Source organism: Aquabacterium sp. (assembly GCF_036279655.1).
Lineage (GTDB): Bacteria > Pseudomonadota > Gammaproteobacteria > Burkholderiales > Burkholderiaceae_C > Aquabacterium.
In genome coordinates, this window is record NZ_DASUIT010000089.1 from 23,152 (window position 1) to 43,911 (window position 20,760).

General features: G+C 66.0%; 15 protein-coding genes. 10 read left to right on the forward strand and 5 right to left on the reverse strand.

Annotated elements, in window-relative coordinates:
- Positions 1–157 precede the first annotated feature (157 nt).
- From VFW84_RS10855 to VFW84_RS10880, 6 genes are all read left to right on the forward strand, one after another.
- Positions 158–2,323 (forward strand): EAL domain-containing protein, encoded by a 2,166-nt coding sequence (locus tag VFW84_RS10855; protein WP_329680469.1) that lies wholly within the window; start codon positions 158–160, stop codon positions 2,321–2,323.
- An 86-nt stretch (positions 2,324–2,409) separates the two neighbouring features.
- Positions 2,410–3,954 (forward strand): methyl-accepting chemotaxis protein, encoded by a 1,545-nt coding sequence (locus tag VFW84_RS10860; protein ID WP_329680470.1) that lies wholly within the window; start codon positions 2,410–2,412, stop codon positions 3,952–3,954.
- A gap of 229 nt (positions 3,955–4,183) precedes the next feature.
- On the forward strand, positions 4,184–5,299 hold the full coding sequence (locus VFW84_RS10865; RefSeq protein WP_329680471.1) for a Re/Si-specific NAD(P)(+) transhydrogenase subunit alpha: 1,116 nt from the start codon (positions 4,184–4,186) through the stop codon (positions 5,297–5,299).
- Positions 5,300–5,320: 21 nt separating this feature from the next.
- Positions 5,321–5,683 carry an aspartate 1-decarboxylase gene (panD, locus tag VFW84_RS10870; protein WP_329680472.1) on the forward strand — a complete coding sequence of 121 codons (363 nt, stop codon included), beginning with the start codon at positions 5,321–5,323 and terminating at the stop codon, positions 5,681–5,683.
- Between the two features lie 32 nt (positions 5,684–5,715).
- Positions 5,716–6,024, forward strand: coding sequence for an NAD(P) transhydrogenase subunit alpha (locus VFW84_RS10875; protein ID WP_329680473.1), 309 nt, complete (start codon positions 5,716–5,718; stop codon positions 6,022–6,024).
- Positions 6,025–7,479: an NAD(P)(+) transhydrogenase (Re/Si-specific) subunit beta gene (locus VFW84_RS10880; RefSeq protein ID WP_329680474.1), complete on the forward strand. Its 1,455-nt coding sequence runs from the start codon at positions 6,025–6,027 to the stop codon at positions 7,477–7,479.
- Between the two features lie 84 nt (positions 7,480–7,563).
- Here VFW84_RS10880 and VFW84_RS10885 read toward each other — a convergent pair whose 3' ends face one another.
- The 5 genes from VFW84_RS10885 to VFW84_RS10905 all read right to left on the reverse strand — a co-directional run bounded on the left by VFW84_RS10885 (position 7,564) and on the right by VFW84_RS10905 (position 16,475).
- A complete protein-coding gene (locus VFW84_RS10885; RefSeq protein WP_329680475.1) occupies positions 7,564–9,039 on the reverse strand; it encodes a hypothetical protein in 1,476 nt (491 codons plus the stop codon).
- Between the two features lie 40 nt (positions 9,040–9,079).
- Positions 9,080–10,492 (reverse strand): hypothetical protein, encoded by a 1,413-nt coding sequence (locus VFW84_RS10890; RefSeq protein WP_329680476.1) that lies wholly within the window; start codon positions 10,490–10,492, stop codon positions 9,080–9,082.
- Positions 10,493–10,571: 79 nt separating this feature from the next.
- On the reverse strand, positions 10,572–14,126 hold the full coding sequence (locus tag VFW84_RS10895; protein WP_329680477.1) for a calcium-binding protein: 3,555 nt from the start codon (positions 14,124–14,126) through the stop codon (positions 10,572–10,574).
- Positions 14,127–14,467: 341 nt separating this feature from the next.
- Entirely contained in the window at positions 14,468–15,307 is an 840-nt protein-coding gene (locus VFW84_RS10900) for a ferritin-like domain-containing protein (protein ID WP_329680499.1), read from the reverse strand.
- Between the two features lie 88 nt (positions 15,308–15,395).
- Positions 15,396–16,475 (reverse strand): MerR family transcriptional regulator, encoded by a 1,080-nt coding sequence (locus VFW84_RS10905; RefSeq protein WP_329680478.1) that lies wholly within the window; start codon positions 16,473–16,475, stop codon positions 15,396–15,398.
- A gap of 131 nt (positions 16,476–16,606) precedes the next feature.
- On the opposite strand from VFW84_RS10905, the gene VFW84_RS10910 reads away from it, so the two are divergent.
- The 4 genes from VFW84_RS10910 (at position 16,607) to VFW84_RS10925 (ending at position 20,760) form a co-directional block, all read left to right on the forward strand.
- Positions 16,607–17,173 carry a glutathione peroxidase gene (locus tag VFW84_RS10910; protein ID WP_329680479.1) on the forward strand — a complete coding sequence of 189 codons (567 nt, stop codon included), beginning with the start codon at positions 16,607–16,609 and terminating at the stop codon, positions 17,171–17,173.
- 91 nt (positions 17,174–17,264) lie between these two features.
- Entirely contained in the window at positions 17,265–18,680 is a 1,416-nt protein-coding gene (locus VFW84_RS10915; protein WP_329680480.1) for an NAD(P)/FAD-dependent oxidoreductase, read from the forward strand.
- Between the two features lie 10 nt (positions 18,681–18,690).
- The gene (locus VFW84_RS10920) at positions 18,691–19,497 is read left to right on the forward strand and encodes a DUF1365 domain-containing protein (protein WP_329680481.1); all 807 of its coding nucleotides are present in this window, start codon (positions 18,691–18,693) and stop codon (positions 19,495–19,497) included.
- 6 nt (positions 19,498–19,503) lie between these two features.
- Positions 19,504–20,760, forward strand: coding sequence for a cyclopropane-fatty-acyl-phospholipid synthase family protein (locus VFW84_RS10925; protein ID WP_329680482.1), 1,257 nt, complete (start codon positions 19,504–19,506; stop codon positions 20,758–20,760).

Genomic DNA, 20,760 nt, shown 5'->3' on the forward strand with positions numbered 1-20,760 from the left:
TGATTCAGGTTTGATCAGGTTTTGTTCAACCTTAAGCTATACATGTATAGTACCTGAACAAGAGGTGGGAACGAAGTCAACCCCGCCCAAAAAACAATCGGTGCGCGTGTGGTCGCGGTGCGCGCCCAGTGACGATCCAGTGGATCCCAAGGGAGGGATGATGGTGAGGTTGCAGGATGTATCGGTAGACCCCTCGGGAGAGGGCGAGACCTGGGGGCGGCTTCAGCAGGTGCTGGAGCAGTTGCAGAAATACCGCCTGGTGGTGGAGCACACCCTCAATATGGTGGTGATCACCGATGCCCACAAACGCATCGAATACGTCAACCCGGCCTACACCGAGGTGACGGGCTGGACGCTGGACGAAGTGCGTGGCCTCAAGCCGGGGCGTCTCCTGCAGGGCCCCGGCACCAACCCGCAGACCGTTCGCAGGATTTCCGAGGCCCTGAGCAAGGGGCAGGCCGTGCGGGATGTCGAGCTGGTGAACTACAACCGGCGCGGCGAGCCCTATTGGGTGTCGCTCAACATCCAGCCCGTGTGTGACGACGAGGGAGTGATCACCCATTTCGTGGCAGTCGAATGCGATGTGACGGAGCGGCGGCGTGCGCGCGAGTCTCTGGAGGCGAGCGAGCGCAGGCTGGCCGAGGCCCAGCGCGTGGCGCGCATGGCCAGCTTCGAATGCGATCTGGCCAGTGATGGCCTGTTCTGGTCACCGGATGCGGCGGCCGTGCTGGGGCGCGCACCCCAGGCGCTGGCAGCGCGCTACGTGGAGCATGTGCTGACCTTGCACGAGGATGACCGCGACGCCCTGATGGACGCCCACTGGGGCATGCTCTCCGAGCACCGGCCCTATGAGATCGAGTACCGCCTGATGTCGGACGAGGCCCCGGGCTACCGCTGGATCCGCGAGCGCGGCGCTTACCTGCCGGCCGACGATCGGGCCCCCGAGCGACTGAGCGGCCTGGTGCAGGACATCAGTGCCACCAGGGCGGCCCATGAACGCGCCGAGTACCTGGCCAGCCACGACACGCTGACCGGCCTGATCAACCGGGAGCAGTGGCGCGTGGTGTTGCGCACCCGCCTGCGGGAGTCCCAGGACACCCGGCGACCGCTGGCCGTGCTGTGTGTGGATCTGGATCGATTCAAGGCCATCAACGACAGCCTGGGGCACCCGGTGGGCGACGAGGTGCTGCAGCAGGTGGCGCATAGATTGCGCGAGAGCGTGCGAGGCAGCGATGTCGTGGCCCGCCTCGGGGGTGACGAGTTCGTGCTGCTGCTCTGCGGTGTGGACGACCCCTGTGTGGTGTCCCGTCTGACCAGCAAGATCCTGGCGCGGCTGGCCCTGCCGATGATGCACGAGGGGCGTGACCTGCACGTGACGGCGTGCGTCGGCATCAGCCTGCATCCGCAGGACGGCCACACGGCCGAGGAGCTGATGCGCCACGCGGACGCCGCCTTGCATCAGGCCAAGGCACGCGGCCCCCACACCTTGAGCTTCTATTGCGCCAAGACCAATGCCCGCTCCGAGGAGCGCTACCAGATCGAGAGCGGCTTGCGTCAGGCGCAGGCCAGGCAGGAGCTGGCGCTGCACTACCAGCCCCAGTTCGACCGCGCAGGTGTTCAGCTGGTGGGCTTCGAGGCCTTGTTGCGCTGGCATCCGCGCGAGGGCCCGCCCATCGGCCCGGACCGCTTCATCCCCGTGGCCGAGGAGTGCGGGCTGATCGGGGCCATGGGGGCCTGGGTGCTGGAGGAGGCCTGCCGCCAGTGGCGGGCCTGGCAGGACGGCCTCCACGCGGGCGTGCGCCTGGCGGTCAACATCTCGGCCCATCAGTTGCGCGCCGACCGGGATCTGCCCGCCTTGATCGCCACCTTGCTGCAGCGCTACGACATCGCGCCGGACATGCTGGAGCTCGAACTCACCGAGACCGTGGCCATGCACGACCCGGCGGCCAGCATCGAGCTGATGCAGCGCCTGCGTCTGCTCGGGGTGTCGCTGGCGGTGGACGACTTCGGGACGGGCTACTCCTCGCTGTCCTACCTCAAGACCTTGCCCATCCAGCGCATCAAGCTGGACCGCTCCTTCGTCAAGGACATCGATGTGGATCCGGATGACAAGGCGATCTGCAGCGCCACGATCGCGCTGGCCCACCGACTGGGTCTGGAGGTGGTGGCCGAAGGCGTGGAGACGGCATCCCAGCATGCCTACCTGAGTGAACAAGGATGCGACCTCATGCAGGGCTACCTGCTGGGGCGCCCTCTGCCGGCGGCGCAGGCCGTCGCCCTGATCGATGACCCTGAAAGGAGACGCATCCCACGCCTGAACTGACGTCCCCTGTCGCGTGAGCGGACCCGTCGGCGTTCGATGCACGTACCTTCATGCCCGCACAGCTCGGGCCCTTTCGGAGAAACTCGATGCGAAACAACCAACCTGTCACGACGCGTGAGCATGAACTGGCCGACGGTGTCACGCTCATGTCCACCACCGACCTCAGCAGCCGCGTCACCTACGCGAACGCGGCCTTCATCCAGATCAGCGGCTACACCCGCGAAGAGCTGATCGGTCAGCCCCATAACCTGGTGCGTCACCCTGACATGCCGCCCGAGGCCTTTGCCGACATGTGGCGCACGCTCAAGGGCGGGGAGTCCTGGACGGCCCTGGTCAAGAACCGCTGCAAGAACGGTGATTTCTACTGGGTGCGTGCCAATGTGACGCCGGTGCGCCGCGATGGCCAGATCACCGGCTACATGTCGGTGCGCACGCGACCGTCGCGTGAGGAAGTGGCCCAGGCCGAAGTGCTCTACCGCGATTTTCGCGAGGGCCGGGTGCGGGGGCGGGCCTTCCACAAGGGCGTGATCGTGCACACCGGTGTGCTGGGGGCCTGGCGCTCGTGGGGCCAGCGTCTGACTGTGCGCTGGCGCTTGCGCGCGGCCCTGGCGGCGATCCTGATCGGGGCTCTGCTGGCGGCAGCGCTCCTGCCGGCATGGGGCCCCTGGGCGGCCCCTCTGGGGGTGGTCATGGTCGCTCTGGCCACGGGGGCCTGGCTGGAGCGGCGCATCGCCGCACCGCTGGACATCATCCAGACGCAGGCCCTGGCGGTGGCGGCCGGGCAGCCCTGCCACAACTGCAACCTCACGCGGGTGGACGAGCTGGGCATGATCCTGCGCGCCGTCAATCAGGCGGGCTTGAACCTGCGCTCCCTGGTCGACGACGTCAATGAGCAGGCACACGGCCTGCGTCAAGTCAGTCACGAGATCGCCACGGGCAACACCGATCTCAGCTCGCGCACGGAGCAGACCGCGTCCAGCCTGGAGCAGACGGCGGCGTCGATGGAGCAGCTCAGCGCCACGGTCAAGAACAACGCCGACTCCGCCCGCCAGGCCACCGACTTGGCGGCCACGGCCAGCAGCGTGGCCGGTGACGGCGGCGCGGTGGTGGCCGAGGTGGTGGCCACCATGGACGACATCACCGCCAGCTCGGCTCGCATCGCCGACATCATCGGCGTGATCGACGGCATTTCGTTTCAGACCAACATCCTGGCGCTGAACGCCGCCGTGGAGGCCGCCCGGGCGGGTGAGCAGGGGCGCGGCTTTGCCGTGGTGGCCGGTGAGGTGCGCTCCCTGGCGCACCGCAGCGCCGAGGCGGCCAAGGAAATCAAGTCCCTGATCGGCAGCAGCGTGGATCGCATCGATGCGGGGGCCGGTCTGGTGCAAAAGGCCGGGCGCAGCATGAACGACATCGTGGCCCAGGTGCAGCGGGTCAGCGCCTTGATGCAGGCCATCAGCTCGGCTTCGGCCGACCAGTCCAATGGCATCGACCAGGTGGCCTGCGCCGTGACCGAGCTCGATCAGCTCACCCAGCAGAACGCGGCGCTGGTGCAGCAATCGGCCTCGGCCACCGCCGCCCTGCGGCACCGCGCCGAGCGTCTGGTCGACGCCGTGGGGGTGTACCGCGCCTGAGCAGGGTCACGCATCCGGGGGGTGTGACAGTCGCCATGTCATGGTGCTCGGGTATGATCGCGCGTTCTGACAACATTTCTTGTCAAGTTGACTGCAGGCTCGGTCGCGACCGTCTGCATGCGCGGTAGGTCGCGCTCCTCTGTCGAGGGGTGCGCAAACCTGTGTATGCTCGTGCGTTCCGCAGCGTATTTCGCCCCCTGAACGGGCACCAGCCGAAGGAGACCTCTGTATGCTCATTGGCATACCCCTGGAGACAGTCGCGGGTGAAACCCGTGTGGCGATCACGCCCGAGACTGTGAAAAAGTTGAAAGCCCAGGGCCATACCCTGCGCGTGCAGTCGGGCGCCGGCATTGCTGCCAGCGTGACCGATGAGGCCTACGTGGCCGCAGGCGCCGAGATCACCGATGCCGCAGGCGCACTGGGTGCCGACATGGTGCTCAAGGTGCGCTCGCCGCAGGCCGACGAGCGCGCGCTCATGAAGCCAGGTGCCGTGCTGGTGGGCATGCTCAACCCCTTCGACAAGGAGGGGCTGCAGGCCTTGACCGACGCGAAGCTGACTGCCTTTGCGCTGGAAGCCGCGCCTCGCACCACCCGTGCGCAGAGCATGGACGTGCTGTCCTCGCAGGCCAACATCGCCGGCTACAAGGCCGTGATGATCGCGGCCGACAAGTACCAGCGCCTCTTTCCGATGCTGATGACCGCCGCCGGCACCATCAAGGCTGCCCGCGTGGTCATCCTGGGGGTGGGCGTGGCCGGTCTGCAGGCCATTGCCACGGCCAAGCGCCTGGGCGCCGTCATTGAAGCCTCGGATGTGCGCCCCTCCGTCAAGGAGCAGGTCGAATCGCTGGGCGCCAAGTTCATCGACGTGCCCTACGAGACACCCGAAGAAAAGGAAGCCGCCGAAGGCGTGGGCGGTTATGCCCGCCCCATGCCCCAGAGCTGGCTGGACCGCCAGAAGGTCGAGGTCGCCAAGCGCGTGGCCCAGGCCGACGTGGTCATCACCACCGCCCTGATCCCCGGTCGTGCTGCCCCCGTGCTGGTCACCGAGGACATGGTCAAGGCCATGAAGCCGGGCTCCGTCATCGTCGACCTCGCGGCCATCCAGGGCGGCAACTGCCCCCTGACCGAAGCGGGCAAGACCGTGGTCAAGCATGGTGTGACCCTGGTTGGCGAGACCAATCTGCCGGCCCTGGTGGCGGCTGATTCTTCATCCCTGTACGCGCGCAATGTGCTGGACTTCCTGAAGCTTGTCTTCAACAAGGAAGGCCAGTTCCATGTGGATCTGGAGGACGACATCGTCAAGGCCTGCCTGATGTGTCGTGACGGCCAACTGCTGCGCGCCTGATTGTTTCCGAGAGGGGTTGATATGCAACGCAATATGCTGCGTGCCAAGCTGCACCGTGCCACGGTGACCGAAGCGGACCTTCACTACGAAGGTTCCTGCGGCATCGACGAAGACCTGCTCGACGCGGCCGACATGAAAGAGTTCGAGTACATCGAGCTCTACAACATCAACAACGGCGAGCGCTTTTCGACCTACGTCATCAAGGCCCCTCGGGGCTCGGGCGTGATCTCGCTCAACGGCGCGGCGGCGCGCCGGGCGCATGTGGGTGATCTGATGATCATCTGCACCTACGCCCCCATGACGGAGGCGGAAGTGGCCACCTACAAGCCCAAGGTGGTGCTGCTTGACGGCACCAACCGGATCAAGGAAATCCGCAAGTTCTGATTTGCCCGGTTCTTAGTTTTCTGGAGACAACGATGGAAGCCATTTCCCACGTCGTCATCAACCTTTCCATTTTTGTGCTGGCCATCTATGTTGGCTACCACGTGGTCTGGACGGTGACGCCCGCTCTGCATACCCCCCTGATGGCCGTGACCAACGCGGTGTCGGCCATCGTGATCGTCGGTGCCATGCTGGCTGCCGCCTTGACGGAAACCACCCTGGGCAAATCCATGGGTGTGCTGGCCGTGGCCCTGGCGGCCGTCAACGTGTTTGGCGGCTTCCTGGTCACGCGGCGCATGCTGGAGATGTTCAAGAAAAAGGACAAGAAGGCGGGGGCCAAGTAAATGAGCATGAACCTGATTGCACTGCTGTACCTGGTCGCCTCGGTGTGCTTCATTCAGGCCCTCAAGGGCCTGAGCCACCCCACGACCTCGATTCGCGGCAACCTCTTCGGCATGATCGGCATGGCCATTGCCGTGGCCACCACGATCGGCCTGATCCACGGCCAGGCGCAAGCCTTGAACGTCGACTTTGGCCAGGGCGTGGCCTGGGTGCTGGGCGCCCTGGTGGTCGGCGGCGGCGCGGGGGCCATCATGGCCAAGCGCGTCGAGATGACCAAGATGCCCGAGCTGGTGGCCTTCATGCACAGCATGATCGGTCTGGCGGCGGTGTTCATCGCCGTGGCCGTGGTCGCTGAGCCCTATGCCTTCCAGATCGTGGCCAAGCCCACGGATGGCTCCCTGCCCCTGATCCCGGTGGGCAACCGCCTGGAGTTGGCCCTGGGCGCCGCCATCGGTGCCATCACCTTCTCGGGCTCGGTCATTGCCTTCGGCAAGCTCAGCGGCAAGTACAAGTTCCGCCTGTTCCAGGGCGCGCCGGTGGTCTTCCAGGGCCAGCACATGCTGAACCTGGTGCTGGGGCTGGCTCTGATCGGTCTGATCGGTGCCTTCATGGCCACGCAGCGCATGGACCTGTTCGTGGCGCTGATCGCCCTGAGCTTCGTGCTGGGCGTGCTGATCATCATCCCCATCGGCGGCGCGGACATGCCCGTGGTGGTTTCGATGCTCAACAGCTACTCGGGTTGGGCGGCGGCCGGCATCGGCTTCTCGCTGAACAACTCCATGCTGATCATTGCCGGCTCACTGGTGGGCAGCTCGGGTGCGATCCTGAGCTACATCATGTGCAAGGCCATGAACCGCTCCTTCTTCAACGTGATCCTGGGTGGGTTCGGGGGTGACGCCGCCGCGGCCACCACCGGTGGCGCGCAGCAGCAGCGTCCCGTCAAGAGCGGCAGCGCCGACGACGCGGCCTTCGTGCTGGGCAATGCCGAGACCGTGATCATCGTGCCGGGCTATGGCCTGGCCGTGGCCCGTGCGCAGCACGCCGTCAAGGAACTGGCCGCCAAGCTCACCGAGAAGGGCATCACCGTCAAGTACGCCATCCACCCGGTGGCGGGCCGCATGCCCGGCCACATGAACGTGCTGCTGGCCGAGGCCGAGGTGCCTTACGACCAGGTCTTCGAGATGGAAGACATCAACGGCGAGTTCGGTCAGGCCGACGTGGCCATCATCCTGGGTGCCAACGACGTGGTGAACCCCGCAGCCCACGTCAAGGGCAGCCCGATCTACGGCATGCCCATCCTGGAGGCCTACAAGGCCAAGACCGTGATCGTGAACAAGCGCTCCATGGCCAGCGGTTATGCCGGCCTGGACAACGAGCTGTTCTACATGGACAAGACCATGATGGTCTTTGGCGATGCCAAGAAGGTCGTGGAAGAGATGGTCAAGGCGGTCGAATGAGTGGCGCGTGATCCGCGAGACTCGAGCAAAGAAAAAGGGGCCGTCAGGCCCCTTTTTCATGTGCAGCTCAGGAGAGCGTCAGGATCATTGTGCGACTTTGCACTGCTGAGCACTGGTCGGGCCCACCACGCCTGCGGCACTGATGGCCGACACGCTGACGCACACGGTGCTGCCGGTGGTCACGGTGCTGCTGCTCGATGACGTTGTGAGGTCCTGGGTGGTGACGCGTTTGGGGCCGCTGGGATACAGGACGGTGGTGCTGACCCGGTAGGCCTGGATGGCCACGTTCGGCACCACAGGCTTGGCCCAGGATGAGGTGACTTTGAAGAGTCCGGTGCTGGTGTTGCGCACGGCCGCCATGCTCACGCTGCCGATCCCGCCAGGGGTGGCCATGTCAAAGGTGCTGCACCCCGGCGTCACGAAGGTCGCGGTCGGGTAGCGCGAGGTCACCCAGGCTGCGTTGCCGGGACCTCGGGGATTGACGGCTTGCACACAGGCGGTCCAGTAGCGCGAGCCGCTGGTGGGCACAGAGACCTGCAAGGGCGATGTCGCTCCGACCGTGAGGCGCCCGGTGACGACCCCGTCGTGCCCATAGCTCACGTTGTAGGAGCTCACGCTGCTGTCTGCCGGAGCGCTCCAGCGCACGATCAGATTCGTGCCCGAGACCCCGCCGGATGTGGGTGGGGAGGGCAGGTCGGCGGCCGAGCGCGCCTGGAGATCGCCGTAATGGCTGGTGCTGGAGACGGACGCCGGTGGGGTGTCCCCATACTGCGCGATGTGCGTCTGGATGAAGGCGATGGCGTCTTCGGTCAGAAACTGCAGCGGTGTGGTGGTGATGCCGGTGAGGGCCCATTGACCGGTGAGGCTGGAGTAGGCATAGATGCCACCGCCGCTGTCACCACCATTGAGGGCCGAAATGGTGGCTCCGCTGGGGTCTGTGATGGGGGAGTGCCCGTGGGGCAGACCGTTGAAGCCCATGAAGGCCACCTTGTTGCCGCCGTTGCCGTGGCCGTAGAGCATCAGGGAGCCGAGGTGCGCGCTGCGGTCGGCCAGTTGCGCGTGGGTGGGCAAGGTCGGGCTGTTGCTGGCACCTCGAATGGGGCCTGCCACCAGGGGCGGGAAGGGGCCGTTGTAGGGGGCCGGGGCGCTGTCGGCCAATCGACAGATGAACATGTCGGTCGACATGCGTTGTCCGGGCTGCAGGGGGTTGGGTTCGGTCACCGTGGCACAGATCGGCCATTGGGGATCCTGGGGCAGGGCCAGCGTCTGGCCATTCATCAGCGGGAAGGCTTGCCCGGGCGCCAGATGGTCATTGGTGTAGTTGCCCGCAGCGGCACAGTGCTTGCTGGAGAGCACCCATCGTGGGGTGATCAGCTCGGCCGTGCAACCGGAGGCTCGCCCGACCAGCTTCCAGACATCGGTGCTCAGGCCAGTGAAGGGATTGATCACCGGCGTGGTGAGGGGGTCGATGCCGACGGTCATGGCCTGGGCCGACAGCGAGAGGGCAGCGATGGCCGAGGCCATGAGGCCGCGTGAGGAGGGTGGGAGTCGTGTGTTCATGGGGGTTCCAGGCCCCCACCCAGGGGTGGGGGCGCATGCATCAGTTGGCGATGGCGCAGACTTGCGGCGATGTCGGGCCCAGCTTCAGGTTCACCGCTTGTGCGGCGGCCGTGACGCAGACCTTGCTGCCCCGGGGCACGACCACCGATGTGCGGGGGCTGCTGACCGTCGAGACCGTGGTGCGGCTCGGCCCGCTGACGTAGGTCACGGTCTGGGTGACGCGGTAGCCGGAGATGGCCAGGTCAGACGGAGAGGGCGCGCTGCTCCAGCCAAAACCCACGCTGATCTGCGAGGACACCAGCTTGTTGCCCGTGGCGGCCAGGCCACTGATGGTGGCCAGGTTGTCCCGGTTGTCCAGCTTGAGGCAGTTGACCGATGTCACCGTCATATTGGCCCAGTCTCCGTTGGAGAAGGTGAATGTATCGGCCGGCAGGCTGGCGCCAAGGGCGTTGTAGGGCCGTGCACACAGCGTGTACTTGTCGGAGCTCAGGTTCAGCGTGACCTGGTTGGCGGCGGTCGGCGCCACGTAGAAGCTGTTGTCCAGCGCGCCATTGCGACCCACCGAGACCTTGAAGGTGGAGACCGCAGGTGTGGCCGACGGTGTGGCCCACTGCAGCACCACGCTGCTGGTGTTGCCCACACGAGTGAAGGTGGGGGCGGCGGACAGCCGGGGGGCCGGGTTGTCGCTCGGGGGGGTGAAGACCGTGCTGATGCCAGGCATGCTGGGCGGGGTGTCGCCACGAGCCTGGATCGTGCTCTTGATCCAGGCCAGATTGTCTTCACGGAAATAGAAGGGGCTGTTGGCAACGCCGCCGCCGCTCACCAGCACGCCCACCATGTGAGCCGTGCCCGATGCGGGGGGGAACCAGTAGGCCGCTCCGCCACTGTCACCGCCAGAGGTGAAGGGGTAGGGGGTCAGGCTCGGAGCCGCCGGATCGAAGTTCAGGGGGTAGCTGTCCAGGCTGACAAAGGCCAGGCCGTCTCCGGCGGTGGCATGGCCATACCCCATCACGCTGCCGTACTTGATGGCGTTCAGGCGGTCCTGGCGCCAGGTGGCGGGCAGCGCCACCATGGCGGGGTAGCTGCTCAGGGCGGTGAGGTTTTCCGGGTTCTTGAGGCGGCAGAGTTGGAAGTCGTCCGCACCTTGGCGATAGCAGTCGGTGCCGAGCACCGTGGAGGAGCCCAGGTGCCCACGGAAGGTGCTGGTGCCGGTGGCGCCCAGTGCGCAGTGACCCGCCTGAATCACCCATTCACGGCTGATCTGGAAGGCCGAGCAGCCCAGGTAGCCCACGAGTTTCCAGGCGTCGGTGGCTTGGGATGTGAAGGGGTTGACGATGGGAGGGGCGCCTGCAGCCATGCTGGGCACCGTGCCGTTGACAACAGCGTGGGCGGGGAGTTGCAGAGACAGTGCGGCGGCCAGGGCCAGCACATGGACGGGATGGAAATTTTTCATGGAAGGATGACTCCGATATGGGGGAGCCTCGCGCCCGAGCACGAGCCCGAGCGCGAGGACCAAGGGGGGGTGAGGTGGATCAGCCCTGGATCCAGGCCGAGTTGTAGGCCGCCACCAACTGGCTGGGAGCCTGGGCGCCGCTCAGGTCCTGCGGCGTGAACTGGGCCATCGCACTCACCAGGCCGCTGACGGCCGAGGCATTGAGCGTGTAGCCACTGGTGTCATCGACGATGGTCTCCAGCTGATTGCCCGATGCGCTGAACCAGCCCTGGATCGTGATGCTGTTGCTGCTGCCCAGCTCGGCGATCTTCAGGTCATTGCCCAACTGGCTGAGCCACAGGTGGTTGCGGGTGGCCGTCACGAAGTGCAGTGCGTCGGCCTGGCCGGCGCTGTCGGCGATGACGTCGTTGCCAAAGGCGCCGTAGGCGAAGTACTGGTCGTTGCCTGCACCACCTTGCATCTGGTCGGTGCCTGCGCCGCCTTCCAGTTGGTCATGGCCGTCGCCACCCAGCAGCAGGTCATTGCCCTCGTCGCCGAACAGGATGTCGTCGCCGGCATCGCCCTGCACGCTGTCGTTGCCGGTGCCGCCAAACAGGTTGTCGTCGCCTGCGCCGCCGATCAGCGTGTCGTTGCCGTCTTCGCCGAAGAGCTGGTCGTTGCCTGGGGCCGTCTCTTCCTCGGTGATGTTCATCGTGTCGCCTTCGAGGCGGTCGTTGCCCAGCCCGCCCAGCATCAGGTCGTCGCCGTTGCCGCCCAGGCCCACGTCGTCGCCACCGTTGAGGATGAAGGTGTCGTTGCCGTCTTCGCCGCCAACGATGCCCAGGCCCTCGCTGTCGGTGAAGGTGTTGTCCAGCGCATTGCCCACGCCGATGTGCAAGGCGGTGGTGGTCATGACCAGGTTGTCCAGATGCTCGCCCAGGGCGTAGGTGAGCGATTCGGTCTCGACGGTGTCGATGCCTTCATCGGCGTTCTCGACGATGAGGTCTTCGTCGGCCCAGTCGATGTAGTAGTCGTCACCGGTGCCGCCCACGAGCGAGTCGATGCCGTACTGACCGTTGAGGGTGTCGTTGCCCGCACCACCGATGAGCGTGTCGTTGCCAGCAGTCAACGCGGCTCCGGGGTCGTTCATGGTGTCGCCTTCCAGCTGATCGTTGCCGTTCTCGCCTTCCAGCAGGTCGTTGCCGTCGCCGCCAAAGGCCACGTCGTCGTCGCCACCCATGCGGACGGTGTCGTTGCCGGCTTCAGCCGCAAAGATGCCAAAGCCGTCACGGTCGATCATCAGGTTGTCCTTGTCCGTACCCGCGCCGATGTGCAGGCCGCCAAAGGTCATCACCAGATTTTCGATTTCGCCCTCGAGGCCGTAGGCCAGCTCGTCGGTTTCGATGGTGTCGATGCCTTCGTTGGCGAGCTCGACCACGATGTCCTCAGCCAGGCTGTCGCCGTTGAGGATGTAGTAGTCGTCACCGCTGCCGCCCACCAGGGAGTCTGCGCCGCCCTGGCCGTCCAGGGTGTCGTTGCCTGTGCCGCCGATGAGGGTGTCCTGACCGGGGGCCAGCACGACGTCGGGATCGTTCATGGTGTCGCCCTCGAGCTTGTCGTCGCCGGCGCCGCCTTCCAGCAGGTCGTTGCCATTGCCGCCCATGGCCACATCGTCGTCTCCGCCCATGCGCATCGTGTCATTGCCCTCTTCCGCGGCAAAGATGCCCAGGCCGACATCGCTGTCGATCATCAGGTTGTCGAGGGCATTGCCCGCACCGATGTGGATGATGTCGGTGGAGGTGCTGACCAGGTTCTCGATGTGATTGCCCAGTTCGTAGACCTGTGCCTCGGTTTCGACCGTGTCGGTGCCTTCGTTGGCATATTCGACGATGTAGTCCTCGTCGCCCCAGTCGATGTAGTAATCGTTGCCGGTGCCACCCAGCAGGGAGTCCACGCCATGCTGGCCGTTGAGGGTGTCGTTGCCCTCTCCGCCGATGAGGGTGTCCTGACCGGCGGTCAGAGGCGCGCCGGGGTCGTTCATCGTGTCGCCTTCGAGCTTGTCGTCGCCCGCGCCACCTTCCAGCAGGTCGTTGCCGTCACCGCCCATGGCGACGTCGTCGTCACCGCCCATGCGGACGGTGTCGTTGCCGGCTTCCGAGGCAAAGATGCCGTAGCCGACGTCACTGTCGATCATCAGGTTGTTGAGGGCGTTGCCTGCACCGATGTGAATGATGTCGGTGGAAGTGCTGACCAGGTTCTCGATGTGATCACCCAGGGCATAGACCTGCGCCTCGCTCTCGACGGTGTCGGTACCCTCGTTGGCGAGTTCGACGATGGTGTCTTCATCGGCCCAGTCGATGTAGTAGTCATCGCCTGTGCCCCCCACCAGGGAGTCGATGCCATGCTGGCCGTTGAGGGTGTCGTTGCCCGTGCCGCCGATGAGGGTGTCCTGACCGGCGGTCAAAGGCGCACCGGTGTCGTTCATGGTGTCGCCTTCGAGCTTGTCGTTGCCGGCGCCGCCTTCCAGCAGGTCGTTGCCGTCGCCGCCCATGGCGACGTCGTCGTCACCGCCCATGCGGACGGTGTCGTTGCCGGCTTCCGAGGCAAAAATGCCGTAGCCGACGTCGCTGTCGATCATCAGGTTGTTGAGGGCGTTGCCTGCACCGATGTGGATGAGGTCGGTGGAGGTGCTGACCAGGTTCTCGACGTGATCGCCCAGCGCGTAGACCTGCGAGGCCGACTCGACGGTGTCGGTGCCTTCGTTGGCGAGCTCGACAATGGTGTCTTCGTCGGCATCGTCGACGTAGTAGTCGTCACCGGTGCCGCCCACCAGGGAGTCGATGCCCACTTGCCCATGCAGGGTGTCGTTGCCCGCGCCGCCGAGCAGGGTGTCGTTGCCGCCCTGGCCGTACAGGACATCGTTGCCATTCAGGCCGGAGAGCGTATTGGCGCTGTTGTTGCCGGTCAGGGTGTTGTTGAGCGTATTGCCCGTGCCGGTCGTGGCGGTGCCGGTCAGGGTCAGGTTCTCGATGTTGGCGGCGGCCGTCAGGCTGACCGAGGTCTGGACGGTATCGATGCCGGTGGCACCGGTGTCATTGACGATATCGGTGGCCACATCGACGATGTAGGTGTCGCCACCGTCTCCGCCCACCAGGGTGTCGTTGCCCGTGCCGCCGTTGAGGGTGTCGTTGCCATTGCCGCCCACCAGGGAGTCGTTGCCCGCCAGGCCGCTCAGGGAGTCGTTGCCGTCCAGCCCGGACAAGGTGTTGGCGCCGCTGTTGCCGGTCAGGGTGTTGTTCAGGGCATTGCCCGTCAGGCTCAGGCTGGAGGAGCCTTGCAGGAAGGCGATCTCGACGTTGGCGGCCAGTGCCGACAGCGTGACCGTGGAGTAGACGGTGTCGATGCCACCGGTGCTGCCCGCTGCCTCGGTGACGATGTCGCTGGCGCTGTCGACGTAATAGGTGTCGTCGCCGGTGCCGCCGACCATGGTGTCGGCGCCCGAGCCGCCGATGAGGGTGTCGTTGCCATCGCCGCCGTCCAGACTGTCGTTGCCGGAGCTGGCGCTGATGCTGTCGTTGCCTGCCAGGCCGATCAGGACGTCGGCGTAGATCGATCCGTTGAGGGTGTCGTTGCCGATGGTGCCGGTTTTGTTCATGTGAGTGCTTCTCGCCTAAGTGAAGGAGGTATGACGGACCAACAAGGCACGCGCAGCCAGGCGTGATGCCGAGAGGGCATCACACAAGGGGGTGAATCCGGGGTTCCGTACGGTCGAGCGCGATCAGACGCGCCGGTCGTGATCAACCGATGCGGTGAGCTGGAAATCCCTGCCTGCTTGAATGTGCTGATTGAATGTTGGTGTGTGGATGCCACCTTGTTCTGGTGACATCTACAGGTTCAAAGCGTATCAGTCAGTGAAAACGCTGATATGACAATAGGCGCAAGCAAATGTAAGGAGTGTGTTGCGACGTGATACGCACGGCTGGCGCAGGGGGCTTGTCAGGCCGCGGCGAGGCGTTGCGCCATGTCCTTGCGATAGCGATTGAGTTCCTGCACCGAGCCGAAGCTGCGTTCCATCAGCAGGCTCAGGTTGTGCAGGATGCGCTCCACCACCTTGTGCTCCCAGGTGGCGTCGAACTGGATCTGGCGGTCCAGCCAGTGCTCCAGCCACTGCGGGTCGGGCAGGCGGGACTGGATGGTGTCGCGCGGGAAGAGCTTTTCGTTGACGTGCAGGTTGGTGGGGTGCAGTGCCTGGGCCGTGCGACGGGCGCTGGCCATGAGCACGCCCACCTTGGCAAAGGCGGCGCGGGCCTCGTCGCCAAAGGTGTGCAGGGCGCGTTTCATGTAGCGCAGGTAGGCCCCGCCGTGGCGGGCTTCGTCACGGGCCAGGGTTTCGTAGATGGCCTGGATGACGGGCTCGGTGTGCCATTGCGCGGCGCGGCGGTACCAGTGGTTGAGCCGGATCTCGCCACAGAAGTGCAGCATCAGGGTCTCCAGGGCGGGCGCCGGGTCGAACTCGAAGCGCACCTCGTGCAGTTCCTGCTCGGTGGGGACCAGGTCCGGGCGGAAGCGGCGCAGGTACTCCATCAGCACCAGCGAGTGCTTTTGCTCTTCGAAGAACCACACGCTCATGAAGGCGCAGAAATCACTGTCGTGGCGGTTGTCCCGCAGGAACATCTCGGTGGCGGGCAGGGCGGCCCACTCCGTGATGGCGTTCATCTTGATGGTCTGGGCCTGCTCGTCGCTCAGCAAGGCGGGATCGAAGCGGTCCCAGGGGATGTCGGTGTCCATGTTCCAGCGCACGGATTCGAGTTGCTTGAAGAGTTCGGGGAAAAGCATGGTCATCGGGGTCTCCAGGGGCGTCGGTCGGTGCGGTGCGCTCTGCCACGGTAGCGGGTTCTCATGACAGCTTGTGGACAGGGCGGCTTCAGCCCTCAGTGGGGGCAGGGGCATGGCGCTGACGCCAGTCGCTCACGATGTCGGTCAGGCGGGGCATGTCGTTGAGCACGGTCACGCCTTCGGGCGGGCGCCGCTGCAGCAGGGGGTGGCTGCCTCCCACCCAGAGTTCGATGTGCGGGGGCAGTTTCTGGCGCAGCTCGGGCAGGGCGTCGGTGATCAGCTGGGGCTGTGCGTAGGCGGAAAAACTCAGCGCCACGACGTCGGCATGGCAGGCCTGCGCGGCATGCACCAGGTCCCACACCGGGGTCTGTGGTCCCAGATTGATGGGCTGGGCCTGCTCCAGGCACAGCCAGCACTCCACCATCAGCAGACCCAGGCTGTGGTGCTCGCCCGGCAGGGTGGACAGCAGCACGCGGGGGTGGCTGTCGTCGTTCAGGACGGGGAAGGTCTGGATGGCCGCGTGCAGGGCCTGCTGCAGGTAGTGGCTGACCCAATGTTCCTGATAGACCTGAAAGCGCCCGCGCAACCAGCCATTGCCGACGGCGGTGAGCAAGGGGGCGGCCAGGTCGCTGATGAAGCGCGCCAGACCCAGGCGGTTCTGGCAGTGGGCCAGCTCGCGCCGCAGGCCGATGGGGTCATGCCGATCGACATGGACCAGGCAGCGCTCGACCCATTGCGGTGTTGGCCCGGGCACTTGGGCCGACCAGGTGGGCGCCGAGGCGGAGGCCAGCAGGTGGGCCCGGCCGTGGCTGGTCGGGGTGGCGGGCGTGTTCGTGGGGGGCGTTGTGCGCAGCGCCCGGCGGCGGATGGGGCCGTCCAGGCCCTGGGCGTCGGCGGTGCGTTCACTGAGCGCGCGCAGATCGCTCATGTCCAGATGCACCAGCCGGCTGGGCCGGTGGCCGACATCCAGCAGGCGCTTGATCAGTCTCAGCCGTTCGATCTGGTCCAGGGGGTAGGCGCGCTCGCCCTGCGGGTCCCGCGCGGGCTGCGGAAAGCCGTAGCGGCGCTCCCAGACGCGCAAGGTGTCTTTGCTCAGGCCCGTATCGCGTTCGACGGCCGCGATCGACATCATCAGGCCGTGACCGGCAGGAAGGAGTGTGTTGTCCATGGCTCAGGTGGGGTCAAGGATCGGGGTGCCGCTGCACAAGCATCTTGTCCTGGACAAAATGGTTGATGTCTTGGGTTTGTGCCACTAATATACATAAATCATCTGATTTGACCAAGACAGAAGGACTCACCATGTTCAACATTCGACGCATCGTGTCCATCTCGTGTCTGGGGCTGGCAGCCTGGGCGGGCTCGGCACAGGCCGCCGGGGCCTGCCCCCCCTTGCTGGACAAGACCTTTGCCCGCCTGCAGGACGAAAAACCCCAGTCGCTGTGCCAGTACGCCGGGCAGGTGATCCTGGTGGTCAACACCGCCAGCTACTGCGGCTTCACCAAGCAGTACAAGGGCCTGGAGGCGCTCTACAGCCAGTACAAGGACCGCGGTTTTGTCGTGCTGGGGTTCCCCTCCAATGACTTTGGCAGCCAGGAGCCAGGCTCGGCCAAGGAGATCGCCGAGTTCTGCCAGAACACCTACGGCGTCAAGTTCCCCATGTTTGCCAAGAGCCATGTGCGCGGCAAGGAGGCCAACCCGCTGCACGCGGAGTTGACGCGCCTGAGTGGGTCGAGCCCGAAGTGGAACTTTCACAAATACCTCATCGCGCGCGATGGCCAGACCGTGACGGCCCGCACCAGCCTGACCGGACCGCAAGACCGTGACTTCGTCGAGGACATTGAAGCGCTCCTGAATGCCAAAAACTGACTGATCAGTTATATTGTGAACCAATCGGTATAAATTTGCATCCACCAGGCGATTCCTGCGTGGCGTGGATGCCCAGTCTGGAGATGCACGCATGAAGAAGATCGCCGTGGTCGGATCAGGGGTGTCGGGCCTGGGGGCCGCCTGGGCGCTGGTCGGCGGTGCTGCCGATGTCCAGGTCACCCTGTTCGAGTCGGATGCGCGCCTCGGCGGGCACGCTCACACGGTGGATGTGAGCCTGCCCGATGCGCAGGGCACGGTCGTGACCCACGGCGTGGACACGGGGTTCCTGGTCTTCAATGAGCGGACCTACCCCCGCCTGCTGGCCCTGTTCGCTGAACTGGGCATCGTCCCGGCCACGTCGGACATGTCGTTCTCGGTGCAGGTGCCGCGTGCCCCAGGTGCCGTGCGCGGAGCGCAGGCCTGGATGTCGGGCCTGCAGTGGTGTGGCTCCAGTCTCAACAGCGTGTTTTCACAGCGGCGCAATCTGTGCTCGCCCAGCTTCTGGTCCATGCTGCGCGACCTGCTGCGCTTCAACCGCCTGGCCACCGACCTGGCCCGGCGCGGCGACGATGCCGCCCTGGCCCAGCCCATCGGTGCATTCCTCGATGCCCAGGGCTTCGGGCACCCCTTCCGGGACGCCTACCTGCTGCCCATGATCGCCTGCATCTGGTCCTGCCCGACGCGGCAGATGGTGGACTTTCCGGTGGGCACCCTGATCCGTTTCTGTCACAACCACGGCCTGCTGCAGGTCACGGACCGGCCCCAGTGGTACACGGTGCGGGGGGGCTCGCGTGAGTACGTGCGCCGCCTGGCCGTGCGATTCGAGGGGCGCGGCGGGCGCATCCGCCTGGGCACTCCCGTGCGTGCCATCGAACGCCTGGGGGATTCGGTATCTGCTGGGGAGGCGGGCGTGCGGCTGATCACCGATGCCGGCGCGGAGCCCTTCGATGAGGTGGTGCTGGCCTGCCACTCCGATCAGGCCCTGGCCCTGCTGGGCGCCCAGGCCTCGGCGGCCGAGCGCGAGTTGCTGGGCGCCGTGCGCTACCACCACAACCGCGCCGTGCTGCACACCGACACGGCCTTGCTGCCTGATCGTCGCCTGACCTGGGCGGCATGGAACTACGAGCGCTCTGCTCCGGGGCGCGACGAGCCGGCCGCTGTGTGCCTGCACTACCTGCTCAATGTGCTGCAGCCCTTGCCCTGGTCGCAGCCGGTGGTGGTGTCGCTCAACCCCTTGCGGGAGCCCCGTGCGGAGACCGTGCTGCGCGAGTTCGACTATGCCCACCCGGTTTTCGATCAGGCGGCGGTGGCCGCCCAGTCGCGCCTGCCTGAGATCCAGGGCCGGCAGCGTGTGTGGTTCTGTGGCGCCTGGACGGGCTACGGCTTCCATGAAGATGGCCTGCGCTCCGGCCAGGATGTCGCGGCGGCCGTGCTGGCCGCGCTGGACCCTGCCGCGCAGGCCCCCCGGCGCGCGCCCGCCGTCTGGCCCGAACCGGCCGTGGCTTGAGGTCTCGCCCATGAGCGCCCCCCTGGCGGCCCCGCAACCCCTGCTGATGCTGGGGCAGGTGCGCCATACCCGCCTGCGCCCCCGGCACCACGCCTTTGCCTATGGCAGCTACTGCTGGATGTTGCCCATGCGTCAGTTGCGCCAGGCGCCTCATCCGGTCGTGAACCGCAACCGCTGGGGCTGGCTGAGCTTTCACGATGCCGACCATGGCCTGGGCGGCCCCGATGCCCTGGCCTGGCTGGACGAGCTGCTGACCCAGGCCGACCTGGGCGACGACGCCTGGCGCGGCGGCGAGGTCTGGCTGCAGACCTTTCCGCGTGTGCTGGGCTTTGCCTTCAAGCCCGTGAGCTTCTGGTGGGTGCACCGTGCAGACCGATCGCTGGCCGCCGTGGTGGCCGAGGTCAACAACACCTTCGGCGAGCGCCATGCCTATGTGCTGCACGGCCCGGCCCTGCGCCTGGGCCAGGAGATCGCGGAGCCCAAGGTTTTTCACGTCTCGCCCTTCTGCGAGGCACGTGGCGGCTACCGCTTCCGCTTCATGCGCACCGGTGACTGGGGAACGGGTGCGGCCCACGGCCGCGCGCTGGACCGGGTGCTGGTGTGCGTGGACCACGACGACGATGTCGGCCCGCTCCTGCGCACCAGCCAGAGCGGCGAGCTGCACCCCCTGACGCCCCGGACCGCGCGCGAGGCCTTCTGGGGCTGGCCCCTGATGACCTGGGGCGTGCTCGCGCGCATCCACTGGCAAGCCTTGCGCCTGTGGCTCAAGGGCACCCCTTTCTTTCGCAAGCCTGACCACACCCCTTCTCTGGGCTGAACCACCATGAACACTTCGACCCTGCGACGCTCTCCTTCCGACGCCAGCACCCGGGCCATGGCGCAACTGCCCCGTCAGGCCCCGGCCTCGGCCAAGGTGGTCTTCAAGCTGCTGCAACGCCTGTCGGTGGGCAGCCTGGATGTGCAATGGCCCGATGGCAGCACAGCCCACTTCGGCCAGCCAGGTGCCGAGCCCCGGGCCGCCTTGCGCCTCAAGGACTGGCGCCTGTGCGCCATGGCCTTGAAGTCGGGCGACATCGGCTTTGCGGAGTCCTACATCGCCGGCAGCTGGACCACCCCCCACCTGACCGATCTCATCAAGGTGCTGATCGCCAACCGCGAGCAGATTGAATCGGTCATCTATGGCCACTGGCTGGGGCGCCTGGCCTACCGCATCAAGCACCTGCTGAACCACAACTCCAAGGCCAACAGCCGCAAGAACATCCATGCCCACTACGACCTGGGCAACGACTTCTACCGCCTGTGGCTGGACCCCACGATGAACTACTCCAGCGCCTGGTTCAATGGCCGGCTGGACCAGCCCCTGCCCGTGGCGCAAACGGCCAAGGTCTGCCGCGCCTTGCGCGAGGTCGGGGTGCTGGGCGGCGCACCGGGCCAGCGCGTGCTGGAGATCGGCTGCGGCTGGGGTGCCCTGGCCGAGGTGGCGGCCCAGGAGGCGCGTGCGCGCGTGACGGGCGTGACCCTGTCCACGGAGCAACTGGCCTGGGCCCGTGAGCGCCTGAAGGATGCGCCCGCCGGGCTGGTCGATCTGCGCCTGCAGGACTATCGAGACATCCTCGACGAGCCCTTCGATGCCATCGTCTCCATCGAGATGTTCGAGGCCGTGGGCCAGGCCTACTGGCCCACCTATTTCTCGACCGTGTCCCGCCTGCTCAAACCCGGTGGACGCGCCTGCATTCAGACCATCACCATCCGCGATGACCTGTTCGAGCGCTACAGCCGCTCGACCGACTTCATCCAGCAGTACATCTTCCCCGGGGGCATGCTGCCCAGTGACGCGCAGTTCCGCCAGCAGGCCGAACGTGCCGGGCTGCGTGTGGTCCAGACCGAATCCTTCGGTCGCGATTACGCCGAGACGCTCAGGCGCTGGCGGGCCGCCTTCCTTTCCCAGGAAAGCCGCGTGGCACGCCTGGGCTTCGATCAGCGCTTCATGCGCATCTGGGAGTTCTACCTCTGCTATTGCGAAGCGGCCTTCGACACCGACAACACCGGGGTGGTGCAGTACACCCTGGTCAAGGACTGA

Excerpts from the sequence above, each read along its gene's own strand:
- VFW84_RS10905 (WP_329680478.1), bottom strand. The coding sequence starts at position 16,475 with ATGGACAACACACTCCTTCCTGCCGGTCACGGCCTGATGATGTCGATC.
- VFW84_RS10925 (WP_329680482.1), top strand. The coding sequence starts at position 19,504 with ATGAACACTTCGACCCTGCGACGCTCTCCTTCCGACGCCAGCACCCGG.
- VFW84_RS10915 (WP_329680480.1), top strand. The coding sequence starts at position 17,265 with ATGAAGAAGATCGCCGTGGTCGGATCAGGGGTGTCGGGCCTGGGGGCC.
- panD (WP_329680472.1), top strand. The coding sequence starts at position 5,321 with ATGCAACGCAATATGCTGCGTGCCAAGCTGCACCGTGCCACGGTGACC.
- VFW84_RS10890 (WP_329680476.1), bottom strand. The coding sequence starts at position 10,492 with ATGAAAAATTTCCATCCCGTCCATGTGCTGGCCCTGGCCGCCGCACTG.
- VFW84_RS10895 (WP_329680477.1), bottom strand. The coding sequence starts at position 14,126 with ATGAACAAAACCGGCACCATCGGCAACGACACCCTCAACGGATCGATC.
- VFW84_RS10855 (WP_329680469.1), top strand. The coding sequence starts at position 158 with ATGATGGTGAGGTTGCAGGATGTATCGGTAGACCCCTCGGGAGAGGGC.
- VFW84_RS10875 (WP_329680473.1), top strand. The coding sequence starts at position 5,716 with ATGGAAGCCATTTCCCACGTCGTCATCAACCTTTCCATTTTTGTGCTG.
- VFW84_RS10910 (WP_329680479.1), top strand. The coding sequence starts at position 16,607 with ATGTTCAACATTCGACGCATCGTGTCCATCTCGTGTCTGGGGCTGGCA.
- VFW84_RS10880 (WP_329680474.1), top strand. The coding sequence starts at position 6,025 with ATGAGCATGAACCTGATTGCACTGCTGTACCTGGTCGCCTCGGTGTGC.
- VFW84_RS10900 (WP_329680499.1), bottom strand. The coding sequence starts at position 15,307 with ATGCTTTTCCCCGAACTCTTCAAGCAACTCGAATCCGTGCGCTGGAAC.
- VFW84_RS10860 (WP_329680470.1), top strand. The coding sequence starts at position 2,410 with ATGCGAAACAACCAACCTGTCACGACGCGTGAGCATGAACTGGCCGAC.
- VFW84_RS10920 (WP_329680481.1), top strand. The coding sequence starts at position 18,691 with ATGAGCGCCCCCCTGGCGGCCCCGCAACCCCTGCTGATGCTGGGGCAG.
- VFW84_RS10865 (WP_329680471.1), top strand. The coding sequence starts at position 4,184 with ATGCTCATTGGCATACCCCTGGAGACAGTCGCGGGTGAAACCCGTGTG.
- VFW84_RS10885 (WP_329680475.1), bottom strand. The coding sequence starts at position 9,039 with ATGAACACACGACTCCCACCCTCCTCACGCGGCCTCATGGCCTCGGCC.